Below are 15,490 nucleotides of genomic sequence, written 5' to 3'. Positions count from 1 at the left end.
TGCAATATCTCTCGTAACATCCTATACTGACCTTAACAACATTTACTTACTTTTTGTAAGTTTAAAGAAAAGAGGATGAATTATGGATACAACAATTCGAGGCGTCCACCATGTCACAGCAATGACATCTAGTGCACCAAAGATCTACCGTTTCTTTACAGACATTCTAGGAATGCGCTTGATCAAAAAGACAGTCAATCAAGATGATATTGAGACTTACCACTTGTATTTCACTGACGAACATGGCTCTGCTGGGACAGATATGACCTTTTTTGATTTCCCAAACCAGCCAAAAGGAACGAAAGGAACGGATACGATCGCTCGTACGTCGTTTCGTGTACCTTCCGATACAGCGTTAGACTATTGGTTGGACCGATTTGAAAAATTCCAAATCACTCATTCTGCGATCAAAGAACGTTTTGGCAAGAAATATCTTGAATTTGAAGATTTCGACGAACAAGCGTATCAATTGATCTCAGATGAAAAAAATACTGGCGTTCCTGCGGGAGTTCCTTGGAAAAACAGTAGTATCCCGATAGACATGGCAATCACTGGACTCGGTCCAGTCATCGTTCGTGTAAGTGATCTTGAGCCCATTCGAACGGTATTACTTGCTTTACTCGGTTTTAAAGAAATCGATCGTGCAGATGACTTTTATTTATTTGAAGTGGGTGCTGGCGGAAACGGTGCTAGTATCATCGTCGAACATCGTACCGATCTACCAAAAGCAATCGAAGGTTATGGGAATGTCCATCATCTCGCTTTACGTGTAGCTGATCATGAAGCACTACAGTTTTGGATCAATAAAATCAACCAAACCTCTTTACCTAGTTCTGGATTTGTTGATCGTTTTTACTTTGAATCTGAATATTTCTTAGCTTCTACTCACGTCTTATTCGAACTAGCCACAGATGGTCCTGGATTCTTTGGCGATGAGCCTGCTGAAACAGCTGGAGAGATCCTTGCTTTGCCCCCATTACTAGAAGGAAAAAGAAAAGAAATCGAAGCTTATGTTCGTCCATTTGACACTCGAGACGCCAACCAAAAACGGGTAGATCAATGACAGGAGTGAAACATTTGAAGTATCTTTACAGACAAGGAAAAACAACACAAAAAAAATTGATCTTACTTCATGGGACTGGTGGAGATGAACACTCGCTTTTAGAAATTGCAGAGTTTCTTGCACCTGAAAGTACACTTTTATCCTTTAGAGGGAATATCAACGAGCAAGGGATGAATCGTTTTTTTAAAAGAAACGGATTGAATCAATTCGATTATGACAGTTTAGCTGAAGAATCCTCAAATCTGTTAAATGAAATCAAAACAATCAGTCACTCCCATGAGATTCCATTAACAGATTGGATCGTTGTCGGATTTTCAAATGGCGCAAATATTGCCGCTCACATCATGTTGGCTCAACAAACAGAATTAAACAAAGGACTTTTCTTCCATCCGATGTCTTTAGACAAGTATCCTGAGAAAACAGAACTACCTGATACTTCTGTCTGGTTATCTTACGGCAATGGAGATCCGATCGTTTCGAACACTTCATTTAGTCAATTAGTTAACGAATTTGATTCACGAGGCGCTAAAGTAACAACACAAACCACAGATCAAGGGCATCAATTGACCATGGATGAGTTGACACACGCCAAGCAATGGCTAGATACTTTAGACTAACCCTTTGCGTTTTATTTCAAAGTTTTGAAATCAACTACGTTACCCAGAATCGAAAAAAGAACTTGGGAAAACAAATCGTTTTCTCAAGTTCTGTTTTTCGCTTTTAAAATCTATTTATTGATCAAAATGTCGCTATATCTTCTTTTAGTTCAAGTAAATCAATCCTAATAAGAAACATCGATTAACCAAGACTCCCCGCCAATGTTTCTCCATCCTCAGGATAAAACAGATTGGCTCATTCGAATACTTTTAATTCCTTTTCTTGCTCATCGAATACTTCTATTACTCTTTTTGCGAACCCTCCTTTGACAGAATCCTCCAACTGACCACGACTGCTCGAGAACGCTTTTTCTGCTTCTTCTACCGCTTTCTTATGAGTTTTATCCGTTTCTTTCTTTTCTGCCGTCAATTTTTCCTGCATGGCAATTCCCACGGTTTGAACATTCCATTTCTCTAAAGTTTTTCTTAACTCATTTAACAAATCTTCCAAATCAACCATGACTTCCCGTTGCCAAAAATCTATAAGTAGTTTTTCAAGATAAAGTTATCTTACATCTAATTTATAGAGGTTATATATTTTGACAAACTAGTTCCCCTCCTTGTCTCTTATTTTTGAGAGACCTTACGCTATAACCGACGAAAACGTTCCTCAATCTTTCTTAGTTTGCTCCCTTGAGTGATACTTTTTGTAGGCTGCTTCATATGAAAAAATCGTAAAACAGGCCAAATTCGAATGTCACTAGTTCACTTTTTCTCATCCACTTTTATCGAGGAAAGCAGGTTTGACTTTTAGTATAATTTCTCCTCAATCAGAAGATACGTGCTATTGTTCCAATTCAACGACATGTTGAGATGGTTTTATGTAGTTATTACTTTCTTATCACTGGCTTAATTTTCGATAAGCTGCTTGGTACTCTCGTTCTAAATCATCAAATCGTTGATGTAACAGACGTCGTTCTGAATTTAATGCTGACTTATACCGCTCTTCTGCAATCTGATATTGTTTCCTTGCTCTCATCAACGGTTCGTTATCAAGGGCTAAACCATTCAGACTTCGCCTTAACAGTTGCTCAGATTGTTCAACCACTTCTTCTCCTTTTCGGTTGAAATAACGCAACAAGTCTTCCTCTTCTTCTAGTTTGATTCGTTTTCTCTGATAATCCGCTTGCAACTCTTCAATCGTCATTTTCTTTTCTCACCCCTTTAGTTGATTGGCTAATTCTTGGTCTCGTGCGACTAAATCATTGATTTTATTTTTGATCTCTTTTGCCAATTCATCATAACGTTCACCTTTTCGTCTTGCTTTTTGGATTCGTTGTTGACATTTTTCCTTTGGCGTCATTACGTGTGTTTCCCATGTCACTCCTACAGATGCCAATGTTTCTTTAACTTCCCAAGCATCCAAAGAAGGTGCAGCATGTTCCGCTCTCCGTACTTCTTCTGCCCAATTCATTTCGATTCGCTCAATACTGCTCTGATTGATTCGTATAACTTCCTCCATTGCATTTTTAATCTTTCGTCCCATCGTCTCTACAACGGCCTTTGTTTGACTATGATTCAAATAAATTCGCTCATTCGCTGATAAACTTCCTCCACTCGCAGTAAACTTTTCACGCCATTTTTTCAACGTACCCAAATGACTTGAGAAATCATTCATTGCTTTATTTTTTTCCTGTTGTATACTTGCTTTCGTATTATAGTCGTTCTCTGGAATGATCAGATTTCCTTGTTTATCAAATCTCCAAACATCTAAACCATGATAATCAAACGGATTTATTAACCCCATTTCCATGCTTACTTTTATTTCTGCCTCTGTCCCATCTCCCATTAGATTACCAATGAAATCACCCCGGTTCCGATAATTCGTCAACATCCCTGGATTTTCCTTTACCCATTTTTTTGCTTCTGGAGATAATAGTTCGTAAGGATCTGGCCCATTGAACCCAACATTTTTCCATTGGTTTTCAGCTGCGACATACAAGGCTAGATACTGTCCTAATGAATGACCTGTTGTAGAAATTTCAGCATCTTTATACTCATTCTTTACCTCTTTCGCAAACTCAGTAGCAGACGTCAATTGACCCAAAAAACGTGCTTGTCTGGTTACTAAAGAAACCACTCGATTATCTGAGCCATCGAAAAGACCAATAATCGTTCGTAAGTCTGTTTCTATATCCTTAAAATCTGACTTATTTGTTCCTGCATAAGAAATCACTACTTGGGAAGTATCAACGTTACCTTTTTCATCCAGCGGAGCTAACGCCATAGCTTGCATGCCATCTGTTTTCGAGTTTTCTTTGAGTTTTAGTATTTTGAATTCAGCTCCACCGAAATTGCGAAATGATCCTTCTTTTAAATCAGCATTATATTCAGGGTGGTTAGGATCTATTCGATAAACCCTATTACTTATACTATTATAATTTTTATCCGTAATTGTCATACATAATCCTCCTCACCATTTGAATAAATCACTTTTATTTTGTTTTTCGTAATTCCTTTCGTTTGTATACTTCTATCCTCTATTCCGTAATCAAGAATCTCACGGCTATGTTTTCCAAAACCGTATGAAAAATACACTGATTGTTGTTTGGTATTTGTCATAGTAACAAACATGTCATAAGAACCTGTCATGCTGAAGTACCCTGAACGCTCAATTTTTACCTCTAAAATATTCGCAAATATTTTTTTTAAAGCTTGGACCGATTCTTTTTCTGCCATTAACAATTCCTGTGCTTTTCTTTCTTCTCTCTTATCCATATATACTTTCCCTCCGATTCCGATTATTACCAAACTGAGCATTACTGCGATACCTATTAACAATTGTTTATTCATTCGTTTTTTCATCATCCATCTCTCTTTTAAACTATTATCAATACACTAGAACCACTATTTTATCAAAAAAATTCACTAATCGTTCATAAGTCTGTTTCTAGATCCTTACAATCTGATTTATTTGTTCCTGCATAAGAAATCACTACTTGGGAAGTATCAACATTCCCTTTTTCATCTAGCGGAGCGACTGCCATAGCTTGCATGCCATCTGTTTTCGAGTTTTCTTTGAGTTTTAGTATTTTAAATCTAGTTCCGCCAAATTTCCGTATTGCTCCTTCTTTTAAAGTAGGGTCATATTTTTTGTTTTTAGGATCTAGTCGGTATATTGATTACTTATTTTATTATAGTTCTTATCAGTAACTATCATACATACTCCTCCTTACTATTGGAATAAATCACTTTTACTTTATTCTTAGTAATTCCTTCAACTTGTATACTTCTATCTTCAATTCCGTATGTATCAATTTCTCTACTATTCTTTGAAAAGTCATACGAAAAATAAACAGCCTGTCCTTTTGTGTTTCTCATAGTGACGAGCATGCCATACGAACCTGTCATATTGTCATATCCTGTTTGTTCAATTTTCACTTCTGCAATATCTGCAAATGTATTTTTCAAAGCTTGGACCGATTCTTTTTCTGCCATTAATAATTCTTGGGCTTTTCTTTCTTCTCTCTTATCCATGTATACTTTCCCGCCGATTACGATCATTACCAAACTGATCATTACTGCTAAACCTATTAGCATCTGCTTACTCGTTCGTTTTTTCATATGTCCTCTTTTCTTAGACTATCGCCAATACACCAATCTGCCTATTTCATCATGATCAAACATCTTCTTCCTGACCATTACTATAAATTGCTTTTATTTTCCTTGTCGTTATTCCTTCTTTTTGTATATCTATATCTTCTATTCCATAAGCGCCTAGTTCATTGGTTTGTGCGATAAAACCATAATCAAAATAGACTGACTCTCCTTTAGTATTAGTCATTGTAACCATTGCCCTATAAAATCCTGTCATCTCATTTTTATCAAATTGTTCAATTTTCACTTCTGCAATATCCGCAAAAGTGTTCTTCAAAGCTTGAACCGATTGTTTCTCTACCGCTAACAATTCTTGCGCTTTTCTTTCTTCTCTCTTATCCATGTATGCTTTCCCACCGATTACGATCATTACCAAACTGATCATTACTGCTAAAACTATTAGCAATTGCTTACTCGTTCGTTCTTTCATATATCCTGTCCCTTTCAAAGTATTATCAATGCACAAGACCGACTGTTTTATCAAGTGGCGTGACTGCTATTACTTACATACCCTCTGTTTTAGAGTTTTCTTTGATTTTAGGATTTTGAATTTATAACCTTCAACAACTTTTATAGAACCTTCTTTATATGTTGAATCATATTTCTTTTTATCATTCGGATCTATCCAATAAACTCTATCACTAAAAATTTTATATTGTTCATCTGTAATGCTCAAAGTATTTCCTCCTTTCCATTTGTATAAATCACTTTTATTTTTTCAGTAGTTATCCCTACTTTTTGAACCTCTTCATTTTCTAATCCATAATCCCCAATATCATCATTTTCTTTCCAAAAGCCATATGAAAAATAAACAGATTGACCTTTGGTATTTTTCATTGTTACAAACAACCCATAAGAACCCGTCATATCATTTTTAACAGAACGTTCAAATTTTATCTCTGCAATATCCGCAAATGTATTTTTCAGAGCTTGCACTGATTGTTTCTCAACTACTAACAATTCTTGCTCTCTTCTTTCCTCACTTTTATTTATAAATACTTTCATTACAATGAGAATCATTACTAGACTGATAATCACAGCCATAGCTATTAGAACTTGTTTGTTTGTTCGTTCGTTTTCTCATCTCTCCCTCTTTTCCTTTCAAAAGCAAAAGTTTCGCTTCTCTATTCAATAAATACGTCAAAGACCATCAAAATACGAAAAACTGAGAAACATCCTCTAAACATTTTATCAGCTACTTCCTTATCAAAATAAATCGTTATTTAATAGTTGCTCGTTTTTTGCAAATCCAAAATCAATGCGATTGATCCATCTTTATGTTCAAAGTTTCAATTTCACTACTACATCTTAGATCAATTTATTACATAGCTCATCCTATCATTTTTGTATTGTTATTTATTACATTTCTAATAAAAGATCTTTTTAGTATCATAACCGTTTACATGAGTACTTCCCTCCTATTTATTCTTTACAAATTTTTTCAAATATGATAAATTCGTCTCAGCAATTAGGACACATTCTCCGAAAAACCCTTTTGGGCATATAAATTGTTAGAAACCTAATTTATATCCAAAAGGAGAGAATAGAAATGTCAAAAATGATGTATGATGAAAAGAATTGGAAAAAGAACATAGCATACTTACTAACTTCGCAGGCCATTTCAATGGTCGGAACGATGTTGGTACAGTATGCTATTATTTGGCATGTCACATTATCAACACGATCAGGAATGGTGGTTGGTTTGATGAGCGCGATTGGTATCTTGCCGATGGTTTTAGTCATGCCTTTTGCGGGAGCGCTTGCTGATCATTACGATCGAAAAATAATCGCCATTTTATCTGATAGTTGCGTCGCACTGGCTTCTTTATTCATGGCGATCCTGTTCGTTGTGAACAACGCGATGGAGAAAAATCTTCTTTTATTATTGGGGTTGATATTCATTCGCTCTGTCGGCCAAGGATTTCAAACGCCTGCTGTCTCTTCGATCATTCCACAAATCACCCAAGAAAAGCACTTGGTACGGATCAATGGAATCGATCAGACGATCCAAGCTATGATGATGCTTGCAAGTCCTGCATTGGCAGCAAGTTTGCTTACTATTTTGCCTTTAGATGCGATACTACTGATCGACTTTTTGACTGCGGTTATTGGTGTGACTATCCTGTTTTTCCGAGTAAAAGTTCCACCGTTGAAATCTGCAAAAACAAATAAAATACAAGTTTTAGCAGAAATAAAGACTGGTATCAGTTACCTTCGTACGCACAAAATCCTGACTGCATTGATCGTTGCTGGTTTTATGGGAAGTGTGTTTTCGACACCTGCTGCCAATTTAGCGCCATTACAAATCACTCGTAATTTTCATGATGGAATATGGCAACTATCGGCAGTAGAAATTGGGTTTGCTTCAGGAATGTTGGTAGGCGGGTCAGTGATGAGTACATGGGGAGGCTTTAAAAATAAAATCCATACGATTGCATTAGGCTATTCATTGTTGGTCATCCCTTTTATTTTGTTAGGTGTGGCATCAAATTTCTGGCTGTATTTCGCCATGATGATAGCAATTGGTTTTGTTGTACCCATTTCACGTACTGCAATGGTTTCGTTCTTTCAAGCAAAAACGGATAACGAACATATGGGCCGAATCATGAGTCTAGTCACGATGGCGATCAGTAGTGCTTCTCCAGCTACGATGTTGGTACTGGGACCATTATCTGATATAGTTTCAATCGATTGGATAATGATTGGAAGCGGACTACTACTGATGCCACTTATCCTATGGCTAGTAGTCGGAAAAAACTTTCGATGCTAATATCGATTGGCCTTTTCCGTTTTTCTTCAAACCACGGATAAATCAATAGCCCCCCAAAGTCAGATTTTGATCGAACTTTGGGGAGCTACTTCTCTTTTCAATTTTTTTCTTCAATAACTATTGATTTAGCTCTCGATATGTCTGCTTGCAGTTAAGATAAACCAAACCTAAAAATAAATTTGGTGTGAGCAAGAAGCCAAACTGTGGTTTAACGACCATCACGATTAGCAAAAGAACCAACAAAACAGCGTTCAATAGACTGATGTACCATTTTTTCAATACATAATATAGTGATACATGGTAGATTTTTCGTATGGAGATCTTCGGATTCTTTACTTGGAGATAAAAGTTATTGAGGATCAGGCTAATCGCCAAAATGATCAATAAGAAAAAGAAAGGAATGACCCATTTCCCCATTGGTTGATGGATGAAAAAAAGGATATCGACATAAGAAATCACGATCACAAGATATCCTGGACCACCTAAGTACATACTTTTTTTCCAGAGTCCGCGATACAGTTGGAAAAACGTTTTGACTGGTACGTCATTTCCTTGGATATCATTAGCGAAACAAGCTAAAGTTGTTAAGATCGCAGGTAAGAAAAAAAGTATACTCCCTAACAAAAAGAGACTATTTCTACTATCGATCGCAGTTGTCACTACGACCAGAAAAAAGGGAAGATTCACAAGAAAAATACATAGATTGCCCGCAAGAAAACTATAAGCTAAACGAAACAGCTTCATATAAACATTCGTTTCAAACGTTTGTTTTTTAAACATAGCTTTTCCTTTCTATCCTTTGACGCCAGAAGAAGCAATACCTTCAACAAAATATTTTTGCATGACTAAAAAGACGATTGCGACTGGTAAAACAGACAAAACGGATGCCGCCATGATCAGAGCATATTCTGTATCGAACAACCCAACAAACATTTTCAATCCTAATTGGATCGTTTTATTTTCTGTTGATGACAGATAAATAAATGGTCCCATATAGTCATTCCATGTATTGACAAAAGTGATGATCGTCAAGCTAGCTAAAGCTGGTTTAGTCAAAGGTAAGATGATCCGGCGATAAATGCCCCACTCGGTCAGCCCATCGATCCTTGCACTTTCACAAAGAGAATCGGGAATACTACTATAGTATTGTTTCAATAAAAATACGCCAAATGCACTAAATGCTTGTAACAATATCAAAGAAAGCAACGTATCTGACAACCCTAATTGTCTCATCATGATAAATTGTGGAATCATGTAAGATTGCCAGGGAACAGCGATCGTACCGATATATGCAAGAAAAAGGAGGTTTCTTCCTTTAAAGTGCATTTTCGAAAAGCCATAGGCAGCAAAACTTGATGTAAAGAGTTGGATCAATGTGATCACAATACTTAAAATCGCTGTATTTTTGAAAAAAGTCAGTAACGGAATGCGTGTCCAAATGACTGAATAATTTTCTGGATGCCATGTCTTAGGTATCCATTGGATCGGAACCGAAAAGACATCATTGTTCGCTTTGAATGATGCAGAGATCATCCAGATAAAAGGAATCAACGTGAGCACTGAAAAAAATACAAGCAACACAAACACGAGTATTTTCTGAAATGATTTTTTGTCTGACTGATTGTTCATCTGTTCGCCTCCCTTAGACTTTCTCTTGAATCTGATTCCATTTGAACTGGATCACCGTAATCACCAATACGATCACAAACAAGACCATAGCAATTGCTGAAGCGTAACCGAAATTGAATTTTACGAATGCTTCACTATAGACTTGGTAAACTAACACATTTGTTGCACGACCTGGTCCTCCATCGGTCATCACTTGGACAAGGTCAAAAATCTTGAAGCAGTTGATAACCAACATGATCGTGACAAAAAATGTTGTGGGGCGCAATGCAGGTACGGTGATGTGTCGGAATTGCTTCCACTTGTTTGCACCATCCATCGCTGCTGCTTCATATAATTCTTTCGAGATCCCTTGTAATCCAGCTAAGTACAAAATCATATAATAGCCCATTCCTCGCCAGACACTAACGATAATGATCGCTGTCAATGCCCAATCTGAACTAGACAACCAGCCTGGAGGATTTTCAATGAATACACGTAAAAACTGGTTGATTGGTCCCATCGTAGGATGAAACAACATACTCCACACCACTGCAATTGCCACTAATGAGGTGACATAGGGGAAGAAAAACGCCGTCCGAAAAAACTTGACTCCTCTTATTTTCTGATTCAGTAAAATGGCTAAACCCAACGAACAAACCAAGGTCAACGGAACAACGCCAATCGTGTACAGAAAAGTATTTTTTAGCGAGATCCAAAACGTATCGTCCGATAACATTCGAGTGAAATTTTGCAGACCAACAAATTCTGGTGTACTAAAGGAATCCCATTTCATAAAGGCTAACACTAATGAAAAAACAACTGGTACTAAAGTAAAAATCAAAAATCCAATAAAGTTTGGCGCAATAAATGACCAAGCAATCAACGTATTTTTACGTTTTAATTTATGTGAAGCTGACTTTGTTACTTCCATAGCTAGATATCAAAAAAACCAACTGGTTCTTTTGACGCTCCCCCTTTCATTAAAGGCAATGACAGGCATTTATATCAGCTATACACTGAAGGTGCAGTATGCCCACCTTCAGCATATAGTTGGCAATCGATTAAGGGAAAATCAACGTTTACCCTCGATTATTTGATGTGAATCTTGTTCACTTACAACACATAGTCACAGACCTTTTTATTCGCTTTCTTGTTTCACTCGTTTTTCCATATTATCAATCGCTGATGTTGGTGATTCGTCGCCTACCAAAATCAGTTCATGCTCTTCCTGTAAGATCCTGTCAATCGCTGGGCCGTTCGTATCGACTGGAAACTCGATAGCAATATAATCTGGCTCAAATGCTTTTTGTGAAATCTCATCATTTGGCATTCCTTGACGGCTGAAGTACAATTCATTGATCGCATCTGTTCGATAAGAAGGGACGACACCTACTTCTGCTAACACTTTAGCACCCGCTTCTCCCGAGCAAAAATCAAGGAACTTTTGCGCTAGTTCTTGTTGTTTTGAGTTTTTATTGATCGCAAAGGCTGTGGGAGAACCAAATGTTTGGATTTCCTGTCCTTTTTCATTTTGCGGCATTTGAGTGATGCCCCACTCCACATCTGTTGAACCAGCATCAATATTTGTCAACAAAGCACCCATGTACCACGTGCCCATGTACATCATGGCAGCCTTGGAGTTTTCAAATTGTGATTGATAGGTCACATTCGTTGACTTAGCTGTACCAAAATCCATTTGAGCTTGCTCTTCTTGCATCCGCAATACACGGTCATAGTACTCATCTAAAAAATCATAATCTGGCTCGACTAGATTTTTATTATTTTGCGCAGCTGCAATTGCTTGAACAGTCGAGCGCCACGTGTGTTGGTATGCACCGTATACTTGCTCTTCCGGTTTTGAAAGTTGTTTCGCCAAGTCTTCGTATTCTTCCCAAGTCAAATTATCTGGATAAGGTATCCCTGCCTCATCGAATAATTTTTTATTATAGTAAAGCACCCAAAAGTCTGTACGATAAGGTTGCGCATACGTTTTTCCATCAATGTTATACATCTCGTAGCTTTCCATGGCAGGGGCTGTATCTAAATCTTTGATGTGCGTAGACAAATCAACCAATTGATCTCTTAATGCGTAATTTGAATAAGACAATAGATTTTTCATCGTCAATACGTCTGTCGTATCGCCACTTGCTAACATCGTCGTCAATTTTGTATCATAATCATCTGAAGCAATATCCACGGGTTTCACTGTTACTCCAGGATTTTCTTTTTCAAATGCTCGAAAAAGTTTGTCAAATTCTGGTGTCGTTTCATAATTCCACGTACTGACTGTCAACACTGTTCCTTCTGATTGGTCTTGTGCTTGATTTTCATTTCCGCATGCACCTAACCAAAGCCCTCCACTAACAAGTAACGCAGCAATAACACTTTTTTTCAAAAACTTCATGTTCCAAATCCCTCCGTTTCATTTAATCGTCGTTTTTACCAGTAACTGTACCAAGCTGTTGTAAGTCGTACCAAGGCTTCTACATAATAGTAATCGCCCCAGATCATGCACTCTTTCACTCCTTTATTTGATTTTTTGTCATACACCCCTTCGAGTAACAAGCCATTCGATTGTGGCGAATCCACACTTGTATACCCTTTTGATAACGTTTTCATAATTGCCACAGCAACAGCTTGATATTCATCTTTTTTCGGATCAGTCAAAGGTAGTTGCTTTGCGAGTTCCAATAAGCCGCAAACGGCGATTGCCGCAGCAGAAGTATCTCTTTCTTCTCCGCTGCCATCATGAAACACCAGATCCCAGTAACAGATCTTGTCTTCCGGTAAGCAATCAATGAAATAGTCCGCGAGTTTTTTCGCTGTTTCTAAAAAAGTATGATCGCCAGTATGATTGTAACTCAAGGTAAATCCATAAATCCCCCATGCTTGGCCACGTGCCCAGCAAGAATCGTCTGCAAAGCCTTGTTGCGTTTTGCCGCCGATTGCTTCGCCAGTTTTAGGATTGAAATAATACGTATGATATGTTGTAAAATTATCACGAACGATGTAACGCTGGGTTTGTTTGGCGTGTGTATATGCAGCTTCTTTATATTTGCCCTCTCCAGTCATCGCTGAAGCAAAATATAGCAGTGGCAAGTTCATCAAGCAATCAATGATCATACGGCCGCGTTGTTGTTCATCATTCAAATCCCCCCACGCTTGGATGATCTGTGTTTTTGGATCATAGCGCTCCATCAAACGATCGGCGGCTTTGACCGCTAATTCTTTTGAGGATTCCCGTTGATTCACTTGATAATCAGCGATCGCAGAGAGCGTATATAAAAAGCCGATATCATGTGTTTCAAGCGCAATATCTTTTTCAAGACGTCGGCGAAAAGAGGCGAGTTGCTTTTCAATCGTTGGATCGACTGCTGGATCGTTCGTCAGTTCTTTGACCAAAAAGAGCATCCCTATCCAGAAACTAGCTGTCCAATCCGTATTTTCCTCTGGAGCATAGACAAGGTCTACGCTCGCAGCAGGTGGTACGGTCTCTTGAAAAAGTGTCAGATTTTTTTTGATTTTATCAACGACAAAATCAATGTCATGTGTCAACCATTCAAATTGTGTCATTCCTACCTCCATTATCTAATCGTTAATTCGATCGTTTGATTCTTTTGTTGGATCAATAATTTTTGTCCTTTTTGTTCAATGACTGGCTGGTTCACTGTTTCATCAGGTAAAGTTCCTGAAATGAGTGACACAAGCAAGTGGTTTCCTGGTGCTAACTCAGCTGAAACAAAAGGCAACATCGTACGTGGGAAAAAGAGATTCGTGTTTGGTTCCGTTCGCACAATATCTGCGTTTTCATAGCCGATCATTCCTTTGACGGTTGATGTTCCTATACTCGTTTTTGCTTCAATACTTTGCTCAGTTGCTTTGGGCAAGCTTTGTTCGAAAGGAACACTAAAGCCGCCATCATATGCTTGAATCATATCTTTTGTTTCAATTTCATGTACTCTGACGTGACAGTTTTCCAGTGGCACGATCGTGGAACGAATCTTGACATCTTCCCACGGTGACCATTCATGGATGATACGATCAGGTAGAACAGAGAAAGCTGTATCTAATCCCTTGGGACGGAAATAATGCCCATCTTTTGCTAAAGCCAGCGTACTGTCATACGCACCTTCGTAATACCAATAATCAGACTTCGGTACGCTAAAACCAAATCGTGTTGAATAGACGAACTTGCTATATTTTGCATGAGGAAAGCTTTGCTGATTCACAAACTGACCAGCTGGAAAAGCTTGCAGATGTGTCAATGACTGATTATATTGGTAAAAATTTTTACTTTCCGGTAATGCCAATGTCTTTTCTTCGATTTGTAATGGCTGGATTTCTGCTTGCCAATAAGGGTGTTCGTCTGGAACAGCTAAAAGAATGAAACTTTTCATTGCCCAGTAAGGAGAACCCGGTCCATTATAGCCTTCCCCAAAGACTAGATTTTGATAATGATAACCAACTGTCAGTAGGCCATCCGTCGAGAAAGTCTCTTTAGTCATCCAGTTTTCTAAATGGCGACTGATCAATCCTTTGATTTCACCCCAAGGTAATGCTTCGACATCGGCAAAAACTAATGCACTAAAAAAGCTGACTTGGGCAAAGCGATAGGTCAAACTACGACCAAAAGGTAATGCTTCCCCACTCGCATCAAACCAGTATTTGAATGTTTGAGCAAAAAGAACCGCCCGTTCCTTTATCCATTTTGTGCGAACTGGATCTTCATCAGCCATAAAATGGGCATATACTAGACTATAATAATGGATCGCAAAGGAGATATAGTAATCATGTTGTGTCTCAGCTCCATCAAAATACCACCCATTGCCACTATAAAACTGTTCGATCACATCAAAATCTTGCTCGATTTGTTGCTGTGAATATGGTTTTCCACATTTTTTTAAAGCGATATTCACTAAAATACGGAAGAAATACCAATTATTTTTGGGGATTCGACGCGCATTTACTGAGAATAACCACTCCGCAAGATTCGTCTGTTCCAGTGAAGACAGCCGCCCCCAGATTTTTTCAGGATTCAAAAGCAAGGTTGTACTTATAGAAGCCATCTCAACAATCAATTGATCGTAATCGGTTACGGCTCCCCAGTAATCATCACTTTGTGGATCAGTTCCTGCGATGAGCCCTTTCAAATAATCTGATAGCAATTCATCATCGTCTTCATCGACCAAGTAAGGTCCAAAGCCCCATAACGGTCGTAAAAAAGCTTCAACCTCCCTTGTTGCCTCTGAATAAACCGTCCCATGTGTTCCTAGTTTTAATTTACCTGGTTCATTTTTGTAGTAAGGACGTAAAGGTGTCATTAGCTGGCGGAAATTTTCTTGCCATTGTTGTTTTGTACGAAATTGTTGCATTTGTTTCCTTCCTCTCAATTAAAATTCCTTTGATAAATCCATAATATTCGCCGTAAACGATGACTTCATCGCCCACATCGATTTTAGCTGTTTGCTCATTAAATATTTGATAATCACTCGAACCACTGCGAAGAATAAAGCGATCCCCTTTTTCTATTTCATTTCCCCTATCCGCTTGAATGATTTTTCCTTCGATTTTCACCCAAACATGTAAGGGAACTTCTCCTGATTGATATTCTTTTTCAGTAAAAACATGTGCTTTTTGTTGTATTTCTTCTTTGACTTGATCCTCAAAAGCGATCTCTTGTTGTCGATTATTTGCTTGACATCCCGTACAGAAACTCATGATAAGAATGAATGGTACCCCAAAGAGAAATCGTTTGATTGTCCTATCCTCCTTATTGAAATCGTTTTCTTTTACTAA

At 37.9% G+C, this 15,490-nt stretch carries 18 protein-coding genes and 1 pseudogene; 3 read left to right on the top strand and 16 right to left on the bottom strand.

Annotated elements, in window-relative coordinates; all coding sequences use genetic code 11:
- Positions 1-82: 82 nt before the first annotated feature.
- Both DOK79_RS11265 and DOK79_RS11260 read left to right on the top strand, forming a co-directional pair.
- Complete coding sequence (locus tag DOK79_RS11265; RefSeq protein WP_206856427.1) at positions 83-1,063, top strand: ring-cleaving dioxygenase; 981 nt, start codon at positions 83-85, stop codon at positions 1,061-1,063.
- Between the two features lie 14 nt (positions 1,064-1,077).
- Positions 1,078-1,680, top strand: coding sequence for an alpha/beta hydrolase (locus DOK79_RS11260; RefSeq protein ID WP_206856422.1), 603 nt, complete (start codon positions 1,078-1,080; stop codon positions 1,678-1,680).
- Between the two features lie 235 nt (positions 1,681-1,915).
- On the opposite strand, the gene DOK79_RS11255 is transcribed toward DOK79_RS11260, so the two are convergent.
- From DOK79_RS11255 to DOK79_RS11220, 9 genes and pseudogenes are all read right to left on the bottom strand, one after another.
- Positions 1,916-2,179 (bottom strand): hypothetical protein, encoded by a 264-nt coding sequence (locus DOK79_RS11255; RefSeq protein ID WP_206856420.1) that lies wholly within the window; start codon positions 2,177-2,179, stop codon positions 1,916-1,918.
- A gap of 381 nt (positions 2,180-2,560) precedes the next feature.
- Positions 2,561-2,866, bottom strand: coding sequence for a hypothetical protein (locus DOK79_RS11250; protein ID WP_206856417.1), 306 nt, complete (start codon positions 2,864-2,866; stop codon positions 2,561-2,563).
- 9 nt (positions 2,867-2,875) lie between these two features.
- Entirely contained in the window at positions 2,876-4,120 is a 1,245-nt protein-coding gene (locus tag DOK79_RS11245) for a lipase (RefSeq protein ID WP_206856415.1), read from the bottom strand.
- Complete coding sequence (locus DOK79_RS11240; protein ID WP_206856413.1) at positions 4,117-4,524, bottom strand: hypothetical protein; 408 nt, start codon at positions 4,522-4,524, stop codon at positions 4,117-4,119. The genes DOK79_RS11245 and DOK79_RS11240 overlap by 4 nt, the downstream gene beginning before the upstream one ends.
- 74 nt (positions 4,525-4,598) lie before the next feature.
- A pseudogene (locus tag DOK79_RS15520) lies at positions 4,599-4,879 on the bottom strand (lipase); the annotation flags it as partial.
- On the bottom strand, positions 4,876-5,283 hold the full coding sequence (locus DOK79_RS11235; RefSeq protein WP_206856410.1) for a hypothetical protein: 408 nt from the start codon (positions 5,281-5,283) through the stop codon (positions 4,876-4,878). The gene DOK79_RS11235 and the pseudogene DOK79_RS15520, both read right to left, overlap by 4 nt.
- A gap of 55 nt (positions 5,284-5,338) precedes the next feature.
- A complete protein-coding gene (locus DOK79_RS11230) occupies positions 5,339-5,746 on the bottom strand; it encodes a hypothetical protein (protein ID WP_206856407.1) in 408 nt (135 codons plus the stop codon).
- A 69-nt stretch (positions 5,747-5,815) separates the two neighbouring features.
- Positions 5,816-5,992, bottom strand: coding sequence for a hypothetical protein (locus DOK79_RS11225; protein WP_206856449.1), 177 nt, complete (start codon positions 5,990-5,992; stop codon positions 5,816-5,818).
- Complete coding sequence (locus DOK79_RS11220; protein ID WP_206856406.1) at positions 5,989-6,360, bottom strand: hypothetical protein; 372 nt, start codon at positions 6,358-6,360, stop codon at positions 5,989-5,991. The genes DOK79_RS11225 and DOK79_RS11220 overlap by 4 nt, the downstream gene beginning before the upstream one ends.
- A 505-nt stretch (positions 6,361-6,865) precedes the next feature.
- Here DOK79_RS11220 and DOK79_RS11215 point away from each other — a divergent pair.
- The gene (locus tag DOK79_RS11215) at positions 6,866-8,086 is read left to right on the top strand and encodes an MFS transporter (RefSeq protein ID WP_206856404.1); all 1,221 of its coding nucleotides are present in this window, start codon (positions 6,866-6,868) and stop codon (positions 8,084-8,086) included.
- Positions 8,087-8,203: 117 nt separating this feature from the next.
- Here DOK79_RS11215 and DOK79_RS11210 read toward each other — a convergent pair whose 3' ends face one another.
- The 7 genes from DOK79_RS11210 to DOK79_RS11180 form a co-directional block, all read right to left on the bottom strand.
- Positions 8,204-8,866, bottom strand: coding sequence for a DUF624 domain-containing protein (locus DOK79_RS11210; RefSeq protein WP_206856402.1), 663 nt, complete (start codon positions 8,864-8,866; stop codon positions 8,204-8,206).
- A gap of 12 nt (positions 8,867-8,878) precedes the next feature.
- Complete coding sequence (locus DOK79_RS11205) at positions 8,879-9,619, bottom strand: carbohydrate ABC transporter permease (protein WP_422392102.1); 741 nt, start codon at positions 9,617-9,619, stop codon at positions 8,879-8,881.
- A 109-nt stretch (positions 9,620-9,728) separates the two neighbouring features.
- On the bottom strand, positions 9,729-10,625 hold the full coding sequence (locus DOK79_RS11200) for a carbohydrate ABC transporter permease (protein ID WP_206856399.1): 897 nt from the start codon (positions 10,623-10,625) through the stop codon (positions 9,729-9,731).
- Positions 10,626-10,832: 207 nt separating this feature from the next.
- Positions 10,833-12,098 (bottom strand): ABC transporter substrate-binding protein, encoded by a 1,266-nt coding sequence (locus tag DOK79_RS11195; RefSeq protein WP_206856397.1) that lies wholly within the window; start codon positions 12,096-12,098, stop codon positions 10,833-10,835.
- A gap of 35 nt (positions 12,099-12,133) precedes the next feature.
- Positions 12,134-13,267: a glycoside hydrolase family 88 protein gene (locus tag DOK79_RS11190; protein WP_206856396.1), complete on the bottom strand. Its 1,134-nt coding sequence runs from the start codon at positions 13,265-13,267 to the stop codon at positions 12,134-12,136.
- An 11-nt stretch (positions 13,268-13,278) separates the two neighbouring features.
- The gene (locus tag DOK79_RS11185) at positions 13,279-15,066 is read right to left on the bottom strand and encodes a DUF2264 domain-containing protein (RefSeq protein WP_206856394.1); all 1,788 of its coding nucleotides are present in this window, start codon (positions 15,064-15,066) and stop codon (positions 13,279-13,281) included.
- Entirely contained in the window at positions 14,984-15,412 is a 429-nt protein-coding gene (locus tag DOK79_RS11180) for a hypothetical protein (RefSeq protein ID WP_206856392.1), read from the bottom strand. The genes DOK79_RS11185 and DOK79_RS11180 overlap by 83 nt, the downstream gene beginning before the upstream one ends.
- Positions 15,413-15,490: the final 78 nt, after the last annotated feature.

The organism is Enterococcus sp. DIV1094, from assembly GCF_017316305.2.
GTDB classification, from domain to species: Bacteria; Bacillota; Bacilli; order Lactobacillales; family Enterococcaceae; genus Enterococcus_B; species Enterococcus_B mangumiae.
Note: the sequence above shows the minus strand (reverse complement) of the source record. Positions and strands in the feature narration are given on the sequence as shown.

What these genes read in the sequence shown, in the direction of transcription:
- DOK79_RS11265 (WP_206856427.1), top strand. Translation starts at nt 83, where the DNA reads ATGGATACAACAATTCGAGGCGTCCACCATGTCACAGCAATGACATCT.
- DOK79_RS11255 (WP_206856420.1), bottom strand. Translation starts at nt 2,179, where the DNA reads ATGGTTGATTTGGAAGATTTGTTAAATGAGTTAAGAAAAACTTTAGAG.
- DOK79_RS11250 (WP_206856417.1), bottom strand. Translation starts at nt 2,866, where the DNA reads ATGACGATTGAAGAGTTGCAAGCGGATTATCAGAGAAAACGAATCAAA.
- DOK79_RS11245 (WP_206856415.1), bottom strand. Translation starts at nt 4,120, where the DNA reads ATGACAATTACGGATAAAAATTATAATAGTATAAGTAATAGGGTTTAT.
- DOK79_RS11240 (WP_206856413.1), bottom strand. Translation starts at nt 4,524, where the DNA reads ATGAAAAAACGAATGAATAAACAATTGTTAATAGGTATCGCAGTAATG.
- DOK79_RS11235 (WP_206856410.1), bottom strand. Translation starts at nt 5,283, where the DNA reads ATGAAAAAACGAACGAGTAAGCAGATGCTAATAGGTTTAGCAGTAATG.
- DOK79_RS11230 (WP_206856407.1), bottom strand. Translation starts at nt 5,746, where the DNA reads ATGAAAGAACGAACGAGTAAGCAATTGCTAATAGTTTTAGCAGTAATG.
- DOK79_RS11220 (WP_206856406.1), bottom strand. Translation starts at nt 6,360, where the DNA reads ATGGCTGTGATTATCAGTCTAGTAATGATTCTCATTGTAATGAAAGTA.
- DOK79_RS11215 (WP_206856404.1), top strand. Translation starts at nt 6,866, where the DNA reads ATGTCAAAAATGATGTATGATGAAAAGAATTGGAAAAAGAACATAGCA.
- DOK79_RS11210 (WP_206856402.1), bottom strand. Translation starts at nt 8,866, where the DNA reads ATGTTTAAAAAACAAACGTTTGAAACGAATGTTTATATGAAGCTGTTT.
- DOK79_RS11205 (WP_422392102.1), bottom strand. Translation starts at nt 9,619, where the DNA reads ATGATCTCTGCATCATTCAAAGCGAACAATGATGTCTTTTCGGTTCCG.
- DOK79_RS11200 (WP_206856399.1), bottom strand. Translation starts at nt 10,625, where the DNA reads ATGGAAGTAACAAAGTCAGCTTCACATAAATTAAAACGTAAAAATACG.
- DOK79_RS11195 (WP_206856397.1), bottom strand. Translation starts at nt 12,098, where the DNA reads ATGAAGTTTTTGAAAAAAAGTGTTATTGCTGCGTTACTTGTTAGTGGA.
- DOK79_RS11190 (WP_206856396.1), bottom strand. Translation starts at nt 13,267, where the DNA reads ATGACACAATTTGAATGGTTGACACATGACATTGATTTTGTCGTTGAT.
- DOK79_RS11185 (WP_206856394.1), bottom strand. Translation starts at nt 15,066, where the DNA reads ATGCAACAATTTCGTACAAAACAACAATGGCAAGAAAATTTCCGCCAG.
- DOK79_RS11180 (WP_206856392.1), bottom strand. Translation starts at nt 15,412, where the DNA reads ATGAGTTTCTGTACGGGATGTCAAGCAAATAATCGACAACAAGAGATC.